Raw genomic sequence first — 14,547 nt, 5'->3', positions numbered from 1 at the left:
CGCCGGCTCACTCCAGCCGGAACACCACATCCACCGGCTGCACCAGCTTCAGCGCATCGACCGACAGGAAGTCGCGCGCCTCGACGTTCGACGCCTTCACGCGCGTATAGCTGAAGTCTGCCCGCACCAGGCCGATCGCGGCGCCGACGTTCTTCACGCCGCCCGGCGTCACGGCGGTGACGGCGCCGAGTTTGCGCTTCGTCCCTTTGGCGATGATCTCGGCGCGGCGGCGCGCGTCGCGCAAGGCATCAAGCATCAGCTCGGCCTCGAACTGGTCGCGCTCGACGATATCGAAGGAGGTGGCGAAGTCGGACAGGTTCGGCTTGTCCAGCAAGGGCGCGACCACGGCGCGCCATTTCGAGAGGTCGCGCACGATCAGGTGCACGCTCACGCGCAATTCCTGCGCCGTCGCTTCGGCCGCCCCGTTCTTGCCGGGCTCGCGCCGCACGTCGCGCGTTTCCAGATCCTCGAGCGGGATGCCCTGCTCCTGCAGCAAGGCGCGTACCTCGGCGATGCGCGTCTCGACCAGCGTGCGCGCCAGCGCCGGGTCGGCGTCGGCCGCGACGATCAGGAAATCGACGGCGCCGATGTTCGGCGTGGTGTAGCGCGAGGCGTCGGCGCTCACGTGCACGAACGAATAGGTTGGCAAGGGCGAGGCCTGGGGGGCGGCGGGCAGCGCCAGGCTGGCCGCGAGGGCGGTCACGAGGGCAAGCGGTTTGAGCATGAAGTCTCCGGTCGGTGTTCTGGATCTGCGAGCATAGACGCATATAGACAACTTTGTCTATTTATTTCAGCGTCAAGCCGCACGAGTCAAAATCGTTATAGACATCTTGTTCTAGACAAGATAATCTAGATACATCCACCCTGCATTCGAAGGCACCGCCATGACCACCTCATCCGATCTCCCGAAGCCCACCGCTGCCGAACTCGACCTGCTGCAGGTGCTGTGGCCACTTGGCGCGGCCACCGCGCGCCAGGTGCATGAGGCGATGCAGGCAACGCGTCCCGACGTCACCTACGCCACCGTGCTGCGCCTGATGCAGATCATGCACACCAAGGGCCTGCTCACCCGTGACGAGAGCGAACGCTCGCACGTGTATGCGCCGGCCCAGCCGCAGGATTCGCTGCAGACCAATTTGCTGAAGGACCTGATGCAGAAGGCCTTCGCCGGCTCGGCCAAGGCGCTGGTGCTGGCGGCCCTGAAAACCGGCATCTCCAAAAAAGAACGCGCCGAAATCGAGAAGCTGCTCAAGGAAGACAAGCAATGACGGGCCAGGAACTGATCGGCCATGTCGGCGCCACCCTGCTCGACTCGATCTGGCAGTGCGCCCTGATCGGACTGGAAGCGGCCACGGCGATGATCGGATTGCGCAAGGCGCGGCCCCAGACGCGCTACGCGGTGGCCTGCGTCCATCTGCTGCTCTGCCTGCTCTGGCCGGTGGTCGAGTTGAGCGCGCGCCTGGCCGGCGGCGCAGCCGCCGCCAGCGGCACCCCGGTCCTGCTGCAGATGCTGCCGGGCGCCACGGGCGACGGCGGCGCCGGCTGGCAGGGCTTCCTGCAGGCCCACCTGGCCTGGGTGGTGGGAGGCTGGGCTGCCTGCGCCGGCGCGCTGGGCCTGCGCATGGCGCTGGGCCTGGTGTGGATCGGACGCGCGGCACGCACGCAGCGCACCGACGCCCACTGGGACGCGCGCCTGACCGGCATGGCGGCGCAGTTCGGCATCACGCGCGCCGTGCGCCTGCGCGTGGTCGAGGCGCTGGCCAGCCCGGTCACCGCCGGCTGGTGGCGTCCGGTGGTGCTGGTGCCCGCTTCCCTGATTGCGGGGATGCCGCCACACCTGCTCGAAGCCCTGCTGGCGCATGAGCTGGCCCATGTGCGCCGCCACGACTACCTCGTCAACCTGGCGCAGAGCGTGATCGAATCGATGTTGTTCTACCACCCCGTGGTCTGGTGGCTCTCGCACCGCATCCGTGCCGAGCGCGAACTGATCGCGGACGATATCGCGGCAAGGCAACTGGGCGAACCGCGGCGCCTGGCCCTTGCGCTTTCGGAACTGGAGCGTCTCCAGTTCTCAACCCAGCACCTGGCCCAGGCGGCCAACGGAGGAGATCTCATGACACGTATCAAACGACTGGTTCGGCCCGACACCCAAACATCGACCTGGAAGGCCGCGATTCCGGTCCTCGCCATCGCGGCAGCCTGCCTTGCCGGCTGCGCCGGAACCACAGGCGCCAGCGGTGCGCTCGAGCAAGACGCCCTCAGCACCCGGCCGCTCGCCAGATTCGATACCTGCGCCAAACCGCACTACCCGCAGGAGTCGCTGGCACGCCGCGCCGAGGGCACGACGAGCCTGCGCTTCCTGGTCGATACCGACGGCACCGTCGCTGAGGCGCAGGTTGCCAAGTCGAGCGGCGACCCGCTGCTCGACGAAGCGGCGCGCGTCGCGATTGCCAAATGCAGTTTCACCCCGGGCATCGCGGGCGGCAAGCCGGTGCGCGCCTGGGTGCCGGTCCAGTACGTCTGGTCGCTGGGCTAAGGCGGCGCCACCCGGGCGTTGCGGCGCCCCGACACTGCAAACGTACCCCCGGGCGTAGAATGGCCCTGCGACGTGTCCAGCGTCGCATGGTCCTTGACCGGGGGGGCGCAATGCAACACGGCGAACGACTCAATACGATTACCCATCTGGGCGGCGCCCTGGCCGCATTCGGCGCCAGCATCCCGCTGCTGGCACGTGCCTTCGATGCGAACGGGCATCTCGGCCTGATCAGCACGGCCGTGTATGCCATCTCGCTGGTGCTGATGTACGCCTGTTCCACCGCCTACCACGGCAGCAGCGGCACGCTGAAGGCCTTGCTCCAGCGCTTCGATCACCTCAGCATCTATCTCTTGATCGCGGGCAGCTACACGCCCTTCTGCATGCTCATGTTGACCGGCAGCGCAGGCTGGATCCTGCTCGGCGTGGTGTGGGGGCTGGCCATCGTTGGCATCCTGCAGGAAACGCGGCCACGCAAGGGTGCGCGGGTGCTGTCGATGCTGGTTTACCTGGCGATGGGCTGGTCGGCGACCAGCATGCTCGGCCCGCTGCATGAGGGGCTCGGCACTGCAGGCTTCGCTTGGCTGCTGGGCGGAGGAATCGCCTATACGGCGGGCATCGTGTGCTATGTGCTCGATGCGCGCATGCGCCATGCACACGGCATCTGGCACCTGTTCGTGCTGGCGGGCAGCGCCGCGCACTACGTGACGATTTATTTCTACGTGCTATAAAAAAACGGGGAGCGGCCAGTGGCGCTCCCCGTTTCGATCGTGCTCCCGCCAAGAACTCAGACCGCCGATACGTCCAGCTCGGCAGCCGTTGCTTCAACGATCTGTTCCTTAGTCACGCCCGGCGCCAGTTCGACCAGCGTCAGGCCCTTGTCGGTGATGTCGATCACGCCCAGGTCGGTGATGATGCGGTCCACCACCGCGACGCCGGTCAGCGGCAGGTCGCATTTCTTCAGGATCTTGTGGCTGGTCGAGCCGTCCTTGGCGGTGGCGACGTGTTCCATCACCACGACCACGCGCTTGACGCCGGCGACCAGGTCCATCGCGCCGCCCATGCCCTTCACCATTTTGCCTGGAATCATCCAGTTGGCCAGGTCGCCGTGCTCGGAGACCTGCATCGCGCCCAGGATGGCGAGGTTGATCTTGCCGCCGCGGATCATGCCGAAGGAATCGGCCGAGCTGAAGTAGGCGGCGCCCGGCAGCGCGGTCACGGTCTGCTTGCCGGCGTTGATCAGGTCGGCGTCGACCGCCTCATCGGTTGGGAAGGGGCCGATGCCGAGCAAGCCGTTTTCCGATTGCAGGAAGACTTCGATGTCCTGCGGCACATAGTTGGCCACCAGGGTCGGCAAGCCGATGCCCAGGTTCACATAGAAACCGTCCTGCAGTTCCTTCGCCGCGCGTGCGGCCATTTCATCACGAGTCCATGCCATGTTCTGTCTCCGAAAGTGTTCTTGAGGTCGTCTTAACCCGCACGCACGGTGCGCTGTTCGATGCGCTTTTCCGGCGATGGATTGTGGACGATGCGGTGCACGAAGATGCTCGCGGTGTGCACCTGGTCCGGATCGATCTCGCCGATCTCGACCAGCTCTTCGACTTCGACGATGCAGACCTTGCCTGCGGTGGCGACGTTCGGGTTGAAGTTGCGCGCGGTCTTGCGGAACACCAGGTTGCCGGCCTTGTCAGCCTTCCAGGCTTTCACGAGGGACACGTCGGGCAGCAGTGCCATTTCCATGACATAGTGTTCGCCGCCGAATTCGCGCGTTTCCTTGCCATCGGCAACGATGGTGCCGTAGCCGGTTTTCGTGAAGAAGGCCGGGATGCCGGCGCCGCCCGCGCGCAGCTTTTCAGCCAGCGTGCCCTGGGGCGTGAATTCGAGTTCGAGTTCGCCGGCCAGGAACTGGCGTGCGAATTCCTTGTTTTCGCCGACGTAGGAGGCGATCATTTTCTTGATCTGGCGCGTTTCCAGCAGCTGGCCCAGGCCGAAGCCGTCGACGCCCGCGTTGTTGGAGATGGCGGTCAGTTGCTTGACGCCCGAGTCGCGCAGCGCCGCGATCAGCGCTTCCGGAATGCCGCACAGGCCGAAGCCGCCGACGGCGATGGTCTGGCCGTCTTTCACGACACCGGCCAGCGCCGATGCCGCGTCAGGATACACTTTGTTCATACCCGTCCCTTTTATCAAATAAGCTTAACAGCTTGAAGTTGGAATCGCCCGTGGTGCCGCTCGAGGATTCCTTTATGTACCGCAGAGTAGAATCCCAGCATAAAATAGGCGGATTCAAAGCACAATACCGTAGAACTACCGGCCATGGCCCCGCTTCACCACCCGCAACAAGATCCCAGTCAAGTGAATCCATCATACGCGATCGATTACGAGATGATTTTCCAGCATGCCCCGGTCGGCATGTGCATCTCCAGCAACCGGGTGATCCAGTCGTCCAACATCGCCCTGGCCGCGATGTTCGGCTATGACCAGGGCATTCTCGACGGCCAGTCGTTCGCCGTGCTGTATCCGACGATGGACGAGTTCCTGCGCACGGGCGACCGCATCGTGCCGATCATGAATGCCAAGGGGCGCTATTCGGACGAACGCATCATGCGCCGCGGCGATGGCGAACTGTTCTGGTGCCACGTGACGGGCCGCGCGCTCAAGGCCGCCGAGCCGCTCGGTGCCGGCGTCTGGACCTTCGAGGATGTGAGCGAAAAGCGCCCGGTCACGGCCGAGCTGACGCCGCGCGAGCGCGAGATCGCGGCGCTGCTGGTGGAAGGCAAGACGAGCAAGGTGATTGCGCGCGAAACCGACCTGAGTCCGCGCACGGTGGAGATGCACCGTGCGAAATTGATGAAGAAGTTCTCGGCGTCGACTTCGTCGGAGCTGGTGCACAAGCTGGTCGGCGTGGCGCGCTAGCCCTCGAAACATTGAAGACATCGCCTACCTCAGCCCGACTGGGGCGCTACCTGCAAGCCTCGTCGTGCCTGGGCATTGTTTCGGCGCCTCTTCTTGGCCTAACAGACGAACCAATTCAATGGTCACAAATACCTGCGTGCACCTTTCTCACGCGGCAGCAGCACGCGCTTCGCTTCTCATCACCGTTGTGCCATTGCTGCAATCAATGTAGAAGAGTTGGCGCGAGATGATAAAACGTGACTATTGCGCCATAAATACAGGCTCCAGGATAAAAATTGCTTATTGCCTTGCGGATATTTTATGATAAAGTGGCAACGATTCAAAATTTTTTGGATCTACATTTAAATAAAAAATTCAATTAGGGCTGGACATGAAAAAACATATCTCTCTCTGTGGCGTACTGGCCGTCGCGTTCGCACTTACCGGATGCGCGAGCGTTGGAAACGAATCGCTGCGCAAGGAAACCGAGGGTTCGGTTTCGCAAAAGATCGTGCAAGGGAAGACGACCAAATCCGAGATCCGGTCGATGTTTGGCTCGCCGACCAGGACCACATTTACGGACGGTGGATTCGAGATCTGGAATTACGATTTCTCGAACGTATCGGCGGATGCAATCAGCTACGTTCCTATCGTGAGCATGTTTGGGGCGAGCGCAAGTGGCAAGAAAAAAGAGCTCGTCGTGATGTATGACGCAGCGGATATCGTGAAACGATTCTCGATGAGCGAGGCCAACGTTACGCAGAAAACTGGACTCTTTAATAACTAAGTAAACAAGTTGGCCGTCGCCTACCGTCATCCGACGGTAGGCGGATCTCTTATCGGGCTAGCCTACGCACAACCGCCATTTGCTCAGATCAATGTAGTTGCCCACCGCTCTCAGCAGGTCGTTACTGGGCGCCTGTCCGATTTACCGTCAGGAGCGGCTTCTATCTGGTGATTCATGATAAACCCCCCATGTTCAGGCCGTATTAAATAACGGCAGAAACGTAGATAGCTAACTCCACCAGAGTTTCTCAACTCAACAGACCTATTGAAGACGTTCGCAACGCATCATCAGGAAGCGTTGCGAAAGCTCTTTATTTGGCAAATGGTTGTTCGACGACGTACTTGATGTGAGCGCTCGTCGCCTCTAAAACGCTGACGCGAAGGCCTTTACACACGACAGTCGTCTTGCCATTACCCTCCAGGTCGTAAAGGACTTCTTGTGTAAATGCCGGCCTTGCCATGTCATTTGAGAATTCACGATACGACAGCTTGATTGTCCCTTTCGACAGGCCCTGATAAAGCAGCTCGCGCCGGAACTTACTTTCCTGTGCGGTCTCCATTGGTATGCCCTTGACTACAGTATATGTCACAGGCGAAGTCAACGGAAATACACGGTCCCTGTTCTTGAACATAGCATAGTCGAATCGGCTGGCATCGCTATAATCGACGAGACACGCATGTGCGGGACCACCAACGCCTGGCGTTGTCACGAAATCCCAGCATAGCCCCTTGCGGCCCATGGTGGTCACGAGCTGGCCGGTCCGCCCTGCCTCGACGTTGAGCCGATGACCTAGTTCCATCTTCACTGTAGCAGCCTGGGTTAGCGTTGCCGTAATATCTTGCGCGAAAGTCGTCTGAGACTCGGCATACATCGCCTCCCCTGTCCCTGCCGCGCTCGCACTTCCAACTCGAGGTTGTGAACGCACGCCGTGCGTCAGCTCGCGCGCCGGGATGGGATCCGATACGTAGGCCGGCGTGCTAGCACAACTCGAAAGCACTGCACCGCACACCGCAATCAAAGCAGACCGGAAAAATTTATTGGATTTCATCGAGCTGGGCTTTCAAGGCAAAATTTTATTTAGTAAATTATATTATTATTGTTGCAAAACCACAAGTTTCGGTCAGCTGCTGATGGAGCTATAGGTTTTCTAACTCAAGGCGAGAGTCACGAGGTTCTAACGGCTTGTTCGCTTATCGTATTGCGGCCAGCACTTCCTTAATCGATATACCGCGTTTAAGTGCGACGATAACAACGTGTACGATTGCGCACTCCGTGATTAATTAGTCGCCGTCAATGCCACTGCGCCGCTCAGCCCTGTTGCAAGAGCGCGCGGATCGTATCCGGCAGAGCAACCGATTTTTCGGCGTGAAAATCGACCCAGACGACTTTTGCCGCGCCTTCGGCGTGCAAGCCCCCTGCCCACCCGGCCGCATCGACGAGGCGAATTTCGTGCGACATCTCGAAACTCGAACGCCCCGGCGGCCCGACATAAGTGCTCACTTCGATATCGGCCGGATATTTCAACTGCTTCAGGAACGAACACTGGGCATTGATCAGCACCGGGCCGGTGGCGCTTGGATCGGGTAATGCGCCAATTTGTTCGAACCAGGCGATGCGCGCCGTTTCGATATATTGGAAATAGATGGTGTTATTCACATGGCCCATTGCGTCCATGTCGCCCCAGCGCACCGGCATGCGCATTGTGTGTACCAGCTTTTTATTACTCATGCTTCTATTTCATTCCCGGGTTAACAAAAAAAATGGCGCCGCTAACGGCGCCACCCTCGGTATTCTACAACGCGTCTTATTGGGCCGTCATGCCGTCGTCGGCGGTGATGATCGCGCCATTGATGAAATGCGCTTCCTCGGCCGCGAGCAGCAGCAGCAGGCCGTCGAGGTCTTCCGGCTTGCCCGGGCGCTTGCGCGGCAGCAGGTCGATCAGTTTCTTGCCCTGCTCGGTGCCGAAATAATCCTCGTTCATTTCGGTCGCGATGTAGCCGGGGCAGATGGCGTTCACATTGATGCCGTACTTGCCCCATTCGACCGCCATGGCCTTGGTCATCTGGACCACGCCGGCCTTGCTCATGCAATAAACGCCGATTTGCGGCAGTACGCGCAGGCCGGCCACCGAGGCGATATTGACGATGCGGTGCTGCTTGCGCGGGTCGCCCTTGGCGCGCTGGATCATGCGCTTGGCCACCTGCTGCGCGACGAAGAACGAACCGCGCAGATTGGTGTCCATGATGTAGTTGTAATCGTCCTCGGTGACGTCGAGCAGGCGCTGGGTGCTCTGCACGCCCGAGTTGTTGATCAGGATGTCGAGCGGGCCGGCCTCGGTCTCGGCGTGGGCAATCGCCGACTTGATGCTGGCCAGGTCCGTGACGTCGAGATTGACCACGTGGGCCGCGCCGCCGTCGGCCTCGATCTCGGCGCGCAGCTCCTTCAGGCGTTCGGTGCGGCGCGAGGCCAGGACCACCTGGGCGCCGGCGCCGGCCAGCGCCTTGGCAAATCGCGCACCGAGCCCGCTCGAGGCGCCGGTGACCATCGCAATTTTTCCTTCAAAGTTCACTTCGATGCCCACGTTTGCTCCTGTCGTGCACGATGATGTCGAAGGCATAATCATGTCACAGATTGCAGGGATTAGATCGCCTCATCTAATAAACGCTCTAAAATGGCCCGCCAAGTTGCATTCGAGCGGAAAAACCCGCACACTCGTGCTTAAATTTTTTTAATCATACCAAGACCATGACCGAGCCTATCAACATCCTCGAACAATACGGACCGCGCGAAGCAATGGAGTACGACGTCGTGATCGTCGGCGGCGGCCCGGCGGGCCTGTCGGCAGCGATCCGCCTCAAGCAGCTCGCCACCGAACAAGGCCGCGAAGTGTCGGTCTGCGTGCTCGAAAAAGGCGGCGAAGTCGGCGCCCATATCCTGTCGGGCGCAGTCATGGATCCGATCGCCCTGAACGAGCTGTTCCCGAACTGGAAAGAGCTGGGCGCGCCGCTGCATACCGAAGTGACCGAGGACCGCGTCCTGTTCCTGACCGAGACGAAAGCGCGCGCCACGCCCTCGTTCATGATCCCGAAGATGCTGACCAACCACGGCAACTACATCATCTCGCTGGCCAATGTGGTGCGCTGGCTCGGCCAGCAGGCCGAAGCGCTGGGCGTGGAAGTCTTCCCGGGCTTCCCTGCGGCCGAAATCCTGTACAACGACGACGGCTCGGTCAAGGGTGTCGCGACCGGCAACATGGGCGTGGACCGCGAAGGCAATCCGACCGACGCCTTCCAGCTCGGCATGGAGCTGCACGCGAAATACACCTTCTTCGCCGAAGGCTCGCGCGGCCACCTCGGCAAGCAGCTGATGACGAAGTATGATTTGAACCGCGGCAAGGACCCGCAGACCTACGGCATCGGCATCAAGGAGCTGTGGGAGATCGACCCGGCCCTGCACAAGCCGGGCCTGGTGATCCACACGGCCGGCTGGCCGCTGGACAACAGCACCTATGGCGGCTCCTTCCTCTACCACCTGGAGAACAACCAGGTCGCGGTCGGCTTCGTGGTGGGCCTGGCCTATGCCAACCCCTATCTGTCGCCCTACGAGGAATTCCAGCGCTACAAAACGCATCCGGAAATTCGCAAGTTCTTCGAAGGCGGCAAGCGCATCTCCTACGGCGCGCGCGCCATCACCGCGGGCGGCCTGCAATCCCTGCCGAAAACCGTGTTCCCGGGCGGCGCCCTGATCGGCTGCGATGCCGGCTTCCTCAACACCAGCCGCATCAAGGGCAGCCACAGCGCGATCAAGACCGGCATGCTCGCCGCCGAAGCGGCTTTCGAGGCGCTGGGCGCCAGCCGCCAGCACGATGAACTGACGGCCTACCCGGCCGCCTTCGAAAAGTCGTGGCTCTACACTGAACTGCACACCGCGCGCAATTTCAAGCCGTGGATGAGCAAGGGGCTGTACTTCGGCACCGTCATGACCGGCATCGACCAGATGCTCTTCCGCGGCAAGGCGCCATGGACCCTGCGCCACAAGCATGCGGACCACGAGATGCTGCAGCCGGCCGCCAACTTCAAGCCGATCGTGTATCCGAAGCCGGACGGCAAACTGACCTTCGACCGCCTGTCGTCGGTGTTCATTTCGAACACCAACCATGCCGAAGACCAGCCGGTGCACCTGACCCTGAAAAACGCCAGCATTCCGGTGGATGTGAACCTGGCCAAGTACGCCGGTCCCGAGCAGCGCTACTGCCCGGCGGGCGTGTACGAGTTCGTGAAGACCGACGCCGGCGAGGACCGCCTGCAGATCAATGCGCAGAACTGCGTGCACTGCAAGACCTGCGACATCAAGGATCCGACGCAGAACATCGTGTGGGTGACGCCGGAAGGTGGCGGCGGGCCGAATTATCCAAATATGTAATTGAGACGGGCGCTTCTGGCGCCCGTTTTTTTTGGTGCGTTCGGGGTATTCATCGGCCTGCAAACCCGTGGAGTCGGGACTCCACCCTACGTATACCGATGATGTCGCTCACCCATCGAAACAAACATTTGTTGTTTGCAGCCAACTTTTGTTTGTCCACTCAGCGCCAGCCATTCCGCCCGAGATTTACCGTGTGCAATAATCCCGCACCGAAAACTCCCCAAAGCTCACCGCATGCCACGCCCCACCCCGCTTCGCCCCCTGCTGCTCTGCACCTTGCTCGCCACTGTCTCCGCCGCCTCGGCCCAGTCGCCTTCCTACCTGATGACCCGCATCTCCCAGCTGCCCGAATACAGCGCCGGCGGCGACAGCGTGCGCATCTACGGCACGCTCGACCTTGGCATGATGTACGCCAAGACCGACAAGGCCGAGGGCCGCTGGCAGCAGCAAAGCGGCGGCGCGTATTCCTCCAAGCTCGGGTTCTATGCCTCCGACGACCTGGGAGGCGGCCTGAAGGCCGAAGCCAAGCTGGAAGCGGGCTTCAACGCCGACAGCGGCACGCAGCAGGCCAGCGCCCTGTTCAACCGCGAATCCTGGGTCGGCCTGCGCTCTACCACCTGGGGCCTGCTCCGCTTCGGTAACCAGATCAATGCGATGCTGCCGCTGTTCATCGATCCGTTCGCGCTGGTGCAGACCAATTCGGTCTACACCTGGATCGGCGGCGGCGTGATGCAAGGCCCGCGCGGCGTTGGCGCGAATACCGACCTCGGCCCGGGCGCCGGCACGATTCCCGTGCGCGTGCCGAAATCAATCACCTATGCCACGCCACGCCTGAACGGCTTCGGCGCGCAGGCGATCTACGCGGGCAACCCGTATGGCACGGTCGAACCGAACACCGGCACGCGCGGCGGCGTGGTCTCGTTCACGAATGGCCGCCTCTACCTGGCGGCGAGCATGACCCAGGCCTGGAGCGCCCCGGTGGTCGTCACCGCGGGCACACCGGCGCAATCGGTACGCACGGATATCCCGGCCGTGGGGGCGCTCTACGACAACGGCAAGCTCGTGCTCTCGGCCTCGTATGCGCGCATCGCGCCGCAGCTGGCCTGCAGCGGCGAAGCGCAACTCAAAACCCTGGGCTTTATTTTGCTGCAGGAGCGCCTGTCCTGGCGCGTGTCGCTGGTCCACCGCGATACCGACGGCGCGCGCAATGCGGCGGGCGTCCTGGCCGAGTCCTCGGCCCTGGGCCTGATGCTGGGCGCCGATTACGACCTGTCGCCGCGCACCGCCTTGTATGCGCGCGCCGGCGCGCTGCGCAATTTCGGCGCCTCGACCATCATCCTCAACAGCGTGGCACTGCCCCTGGTACCCGGCTCATACACGCCGCAGACCGGCATCGAGACCCGCACGGTCTCGCTCGGCCTGCTGCACCACTTCTGATCAGCCTGGGCGCCTGAAGCGCCGCTCGGCCAGGCGCTGCAGCTGGTCAAACGCGAGGCTGAGCATCCAGTAGATGGCAGCCGCCGCCAGGTAGAGCGGCAGCGGCTGGAAGGTGGTGGCGATGACTTCTTTTGTCGCCAGCATCAGTTCGGTCATGGTGATGACGGAGACCAGCGAGGTGTCCTTGATCAGGCTGGTCAAGGTGTTGCCCATCGACGGCACCGCCACCCGCAGCGCCTGCGGCAGCACCACGTGAAGCAGGGTCTGGCCATGCCCCAGGCCCAGGCTGAAGCTGGCGCGCCACTGGTCCTGGCGGATGCTGACGATCGCGCCGCGCAGGCTTTCCGACAGATAGGCGCCGCTGTTCAGGGACAGCGCCAGCACCCCGGCCGTGACCGGCGTGAACTCGATGCCGATGCTGGGCAAGCCGTAATAGATGACGAAGATCTGCACCAGCAGCGGCGTGCCGCGCATCAGGCTCACATACAGGCCCGCCGGCCAGCGCAGCCAGGCCAGGGGCGCGATGCGCATCAGCGCCGTGGGCACCCCGATCGCCAGCCCGCCCAGCATTGCCGCCAGCGCGAACAGCAGCGTGTAGCCGGCGCCCGTTACCATGGTGGGCGCCGCTTCACGCAGCAGCGCAATCAGCTCCATCGGCTCAAGGGAGCGGGCGCGAGGCGTCGCTGCCGAACCATTTCATCGACAATGCCTTCAGGCTGCCGTCCTGCTGCAGGCCGGCCAGCGCCTGGTCGAGCGCCGCCTTGAATTTCGGATTGCCCTTGCGGAAAGGGATGCCCATGCGCTGCGGCGTGCCGACCCGGGCGCCGGCCTTGATCGGCAGCTGGGAATTCTTCAGGAGGTAGGCCACCATCAGGCTGTCGTTGAGCGCCGCGTCGATGCGCCCGAAGGCCAGGTCCTGCAGGTTTTCGGGCGCGGCCGGATAGCTCTTCACCACGATGCCGGGCACGGTCTTGGCCTGCTGCTCGTACACGCTGCCCTGCCCCACGCCCAGCGCCTTGCCTTTCAAATCGGCCAGGCTCGCATAGGGCACGCTCTCGTTGCGGCGCACGACGAGCTGGGGGGAAGACCAGGTATAGGGCCGGGAAAAATCGAAGGCCTGTTCGCGTTTGGCCGTGATGCCGACCTGGCTGACGATGACATCGTACTTGCCGGTTGCGAGGCCCGCCAGGATCGCCGACCACTCGGTGGTCACGAACTCGGGTTTGAGGCCGAGCCTGGCGGCGATGGCTTTGGCGACGTCGACGTCGTAGCCGGCCAGCTGGCCCGTCTTCGATTCCTTGAAATTAAACGGAGGATAGGTACCTTCCATCGCGATGCGCAGGGTTCCGCGCGCTTTGGCGGTGTCGAGCAGATCGGCGCCGAGGGCGGGCAAGGCGTAGCCAAGGGCCAGCAGCATGGCGCCTAGCCTGGCGGCGCGGCGGCGCGAAAACGATGGAAGCCTGGGCATCTGAGTTGCTCTCCGTTAAAAAAGCCGATGTTGCTTTTATAACCTAAAAGAGCGCTCCCAGGCGAGGGAAATGCGTCAGCCGGTATGCATGCGGCCGCGCGAGCCGAAGCGGTGGCCCACCACCATGGTCGTGCTGGCGACCAGGCTCGACAGGCCGATGACGAGCTGGATCAGCTTGTCCGCCGGCAGCAGCCAATAGGAACCGCGCGGCATTTCGGCGCCGGTGGCGGCCACGATCAGGGGCGCGATCCAGGCCGCGTCGTCGTCGACGTCGAGCACGATCGCGTCTTCATGGGTCTGCATGTAGATGTTGCCGCCCTCGGCCAGCGTGAAGCAGATGCCGTAGCCAGTCTCCTGCGGCTTGATCAGTTCCTGCATCGCCTGGTCGTGTTCCGCGATCCACAGCTCGACGTCCTGCGGTGTTTCGAGGTGGATCCAGGGACGGGGACGGAAGCGAGGGGGCGTATCGAGCGGAGCGGTCATCGGAGGCGAAAAAATCAAGGCGAAGGGACGTATCTTACGGCATTTCGCACATGCCAGAGCAGCGAAACTAGACCAGGGTGACGATGCGCGGACGTATGCTGCCGTCCTCGATGATCAGTTCGGCCGCCGAAATCGGCAAACTGAATCGGCGCCGCCCTGCACTGCCCGGATTGATGTACAAGACGCCGCCGCGCTCGGTGCAGGACGGCTTGTGCGAGTGGCCCGAGACGACCACCCGCACGCCGAGCGCGGCCGGATCGATGTCGAGTTCCTTCAGGTCGTGGATGGCATACAGGGTGACCCCGCCCGCCTCCAGGGCCGCGCTGACGGGAAGGCCGCGCGCCCAGGGGTCGCGGTCGTTGTTGCCGCGCACGGTCGTCAAGGGAGCGATCTGCGCCAGGCGCGCGAGGATGGCGGCGTTGCCGATGTCGCCGCCATGGACGAGAACATCGCAGCCGGTCAAAAAATCGAGGGCTTCGGGACGCAACAGCCCATGCGTGTCGGAAATCAGCCCGACCCGCACGG

17 protein-coding genes are annotated in these 14,547 nt (G+C 62.6%); 7 read left to right on the top strand and 10 right to left on the bottom strand.

The annotated features are described in order from the left end of the window. Nucleotides 1-7 precede the first annotated feature (7 nt). Nucleotides 8-724 carry an SIMPL domain-containing protein gene (locus NMB41_RS10285; RefSeq protein WP_494382353.1) on the bottom strand — a complete coding sequence of 239 codons (717 nt, stop codon included), beginning with the start codon at nucleotides 722-724 and terminating at the stop codon, nucleotides 8-10. A gap of 160 nt (nucleotides 725-884) precedes the next feature. On the opposite strand from NMB41_RS10285, the gene NMB41_RS10280 reads away from it, so the two are divergent. From NMB41_RS10280 to trhA, 3 genes are all read left to right on the top strand, one after another. Next, a complete protein-coding gene (locus NMB41_RS10280) occupies nucleotides 885-1,268 on the top strand; it encodes a BlaI/MecI/CopY family transcriptional regulator (RefSeq protein WP_494382352.1) in 384 nt (127 codons plus the stop codon). Then, nucleotides 1,265-2,536 carry a M56 family metallopeptidase gene (locus NMB41_RS10275; protein WP_494382351.1) on the top strand — a complete coding sequence of 424 codons (1,272 nt, stop codon included), beginning with the start codon at nucleotides 1,265-1,267 and terminating at the stop codon, nucleotides 2,534-2,536. The genes NMB41_RS10280 and NMB41_RS10275 overlap by 4 nt, the downstream gene beginning before the upstream one ends. A 110-nt stretch (nucleotides 2,537-2,646) precedes the next feature. Continuing rightward, nucleotides 2,647-3,264, top strand: coding sequence for a PAQR family membrane homeostasis protein TrhA (gene trhA, locus NMB41_RS10270; protein WP_494382350.1), 618 nt, complete (start codon nucleotides 2,647-2,649; stop codon nucleotides 3,262-3,264). Nucleotides 3,265-3,320: 56 nt separating this feature from the next. On the opposite strand, the gene NMB41_RS10265 is transcribed toward trhA, so the two are convergent. Together NMB41_RS10265 and NMB41_RS10260 are read right to left on the bottom strand one after the other, a co-directional pair. After that, nucleotides 3,321-3,971, bottom strand: coding sequence for a 3-oxoacid CoA-transferase subunit B (locus tag NMB41_RS10265; RefSeq protein WP_494382349.1), 651 nt, complete (start codon nucleotides 3,969-3,971; stop codon nucleotides 3,321-3,323). A gap of 32 nt (nucleotides 3,972-4,003) precedes the next feature. Further along, nucleotides 4,004-4,702 (bottom strand): CoA transferase subunit A, encoded by a 699-nt coding sequence (locus tag NMB41_RS10260; protein WP_494382348.1) that lies wholly within the window; start codon nucleotides 4,700-4,702, stop codon nucleotides 4,004-4,006. A gap of 183 nt (nucleotides 4,703-4,885) precedes the next feature. On the opposite strand from NMB41_RS10260, the gene NMB41_RS10255 reads away from it, so the two are divergent. After that, the gene (locus NMB41_RS10255) at nucleotides 4,886-5,446 is read left to right on the top strand and encodes a LuxR C-terminal-related transcriptional regulator (protein ID WP_494382347.1); all 561 of its coding nucleotides are present in this window, start codon (nucleotides 4,886-4,888) and stop codon (nucleotides 5,444-5,446) included. Nucleotides 5,447-5,816: 370 nt separating this feature from the next. After that, the gene (locus NMB41_RS10250; protein WP_494382346.1) at nucleotides 5,817-6,212 is read left to right on the top strand and encodes a hypothetical protein; all 396 of its coding nucleotides are present in this window, start codon (nucleotides 5,817-5,819) and stop codon (nucleotides 6,210-6,212) included. Nucleotides 6,213-6,522: 310 nt separating this feature from the next. Here NMB41_RS10250 and NMB41_RS10245 read toward each other — a convergent pair whose 3' ends face one another. The 3 genes from NMB41_RS10245 to NMB41_RS10235 all read right to left on the bottom strand — a co-directional run bounded on the left by NMB41_RS10245 (nucleotide 6,523) and on the right by NMB41_RS10235 (nucleotide 8,793). Further along, nucleotides 6,523-7,260: a hypothetical protein gene (locus tag NMB41_RS10245; protein WP_494382345.1), complete on the bottom strand. Its 738-nt coding sequence runs from the start codon at nucleotides 7,258-7,260 to the stop codon at nucleotides 6,523-6,525. Between the two features lie 260 nt (nucleotides 7,261-7,520). Beyond that, nucleotides 7,521-7,940, bottom strand: coding sequence for an acyl-CoA thioesterase (locus NMB41_RS10240; RefSeq protein ID WP_494382344.1), 420 nt, complete (start codon nucleotides 7,938-7,940; stop codon nucleotides 7,521-7,523). 76 nt (nucleotides 7,941-8,016) lie between these two features. Next, nucleotides 8,017-8,793, bottom strand: a complete 777-nt coding sequence (locus NMB41_RS10235; RefSeq protein ID WP_494382343.1) for an SDR family oxidoreductase — start codon at nucleotides 8,791-8,793, stop codon at nucleotides 8,017-8,019. 164 nt (nucleotides 8,794-8,957) lie between these two features. Here NMB41_RS10235 and NMB41_RS10230 point away from each other — a divergent pair, with 164 nt between their 5' ends. After that, nucleotides 8,958-10,634 (top strand): electron transfer flavoprotein-ubiquinone oxidoreductase, encoded by a 1,677-nt coding sequence (locus tag NMB41_RS10230; RefSeq protein WP_494382342.1) that lies wholly within the window; start codon nucleotides 8,958-8,960, stop codon nucleotides 10,632-10,634. A 234-nt stretch (nucleotides 10,635-10,868) separates the two neighbouring features. Next, complete coding sequence (locus tag NMB41_RS10225; RefSeq protein ID WP_494382341.1) at nucleotides 10,869-12,071, top strand: porin; 1,203 nt, start codon at nucleotides 10,869-10,871, stop codon at nucleotides 12,069-12,071. Here the strand turns inward: NMB41_RS10225 and NMB41_RS10220 are convergent, their stop codons facing one another. From NMB41_RS10220 to NMB41_RS10205, 4 genes are all read right to left on the bottom strand, one after another. Then, nucleotides 12,072-12,725, bottom strand: coding sequence for an amino acid ABC transporter permease (locus tag NMB41_RS10220; protein ID WP_494382340.1), 654 nt, complete (start codon nucleotides 12,723-12,725; stop codon nucleotides 12,072-12,074). Between the two features lie 4 nt (nucleotides 12,726-12,729). Further along, nucleotides 12,730-13,539 (bottom strand): transporter substrate-binding domain-containing protein, encoded by an 810-nt coding sequence (locus NMB41_RS10215; protein WP_494382339.1) that lies wholly within the window; start codon nucleotides 13,537-13,539, stop codon nucleotides 12,730-12,732. A gap of 75 nt (nucleotides 13,540-13,614) precedes the next feature. Continuing rightward, the gene (locus tag NMB41_RS10210; protein WP_494382338.1) at nucleotides 13,615-14,040 is read right to left on the bottom strand and encodes a hypothetical protein; all 426 of its coding nucleotides are present in this window, start codon (nucleotides 14,038-14,040) and stop codon (nucleotides 13,615-13,617) included. A 49-nt stretch (nucleotides 14,041-14,089) separates the two neighbouring features. After that, nucleotides 14,090-14,509 carry a metallophosphoesterase family protein gene (locus NMB41_RS10205; protein ID WP_494382337.1) on the bottom strand — a complete coding sequence of 140 codons (420 nt, stop codon included), beginning with the start codon at nucleotides 14,507-14,509 and terminating at the stop codon, nucleotides 14,090-14,092. Between the last annotated feature and the right edge of the window lie 38 nt (nucleotides 14,510-14,547).

This window comes from Massilia sp. FBCC-B171, from assembly GCF_059134155.1.
The sequence above is the reverse complement of the archived record's forward strand: the minus strand, read 5'-3'. Positions and strand labels throughout refer to the sequence as shown.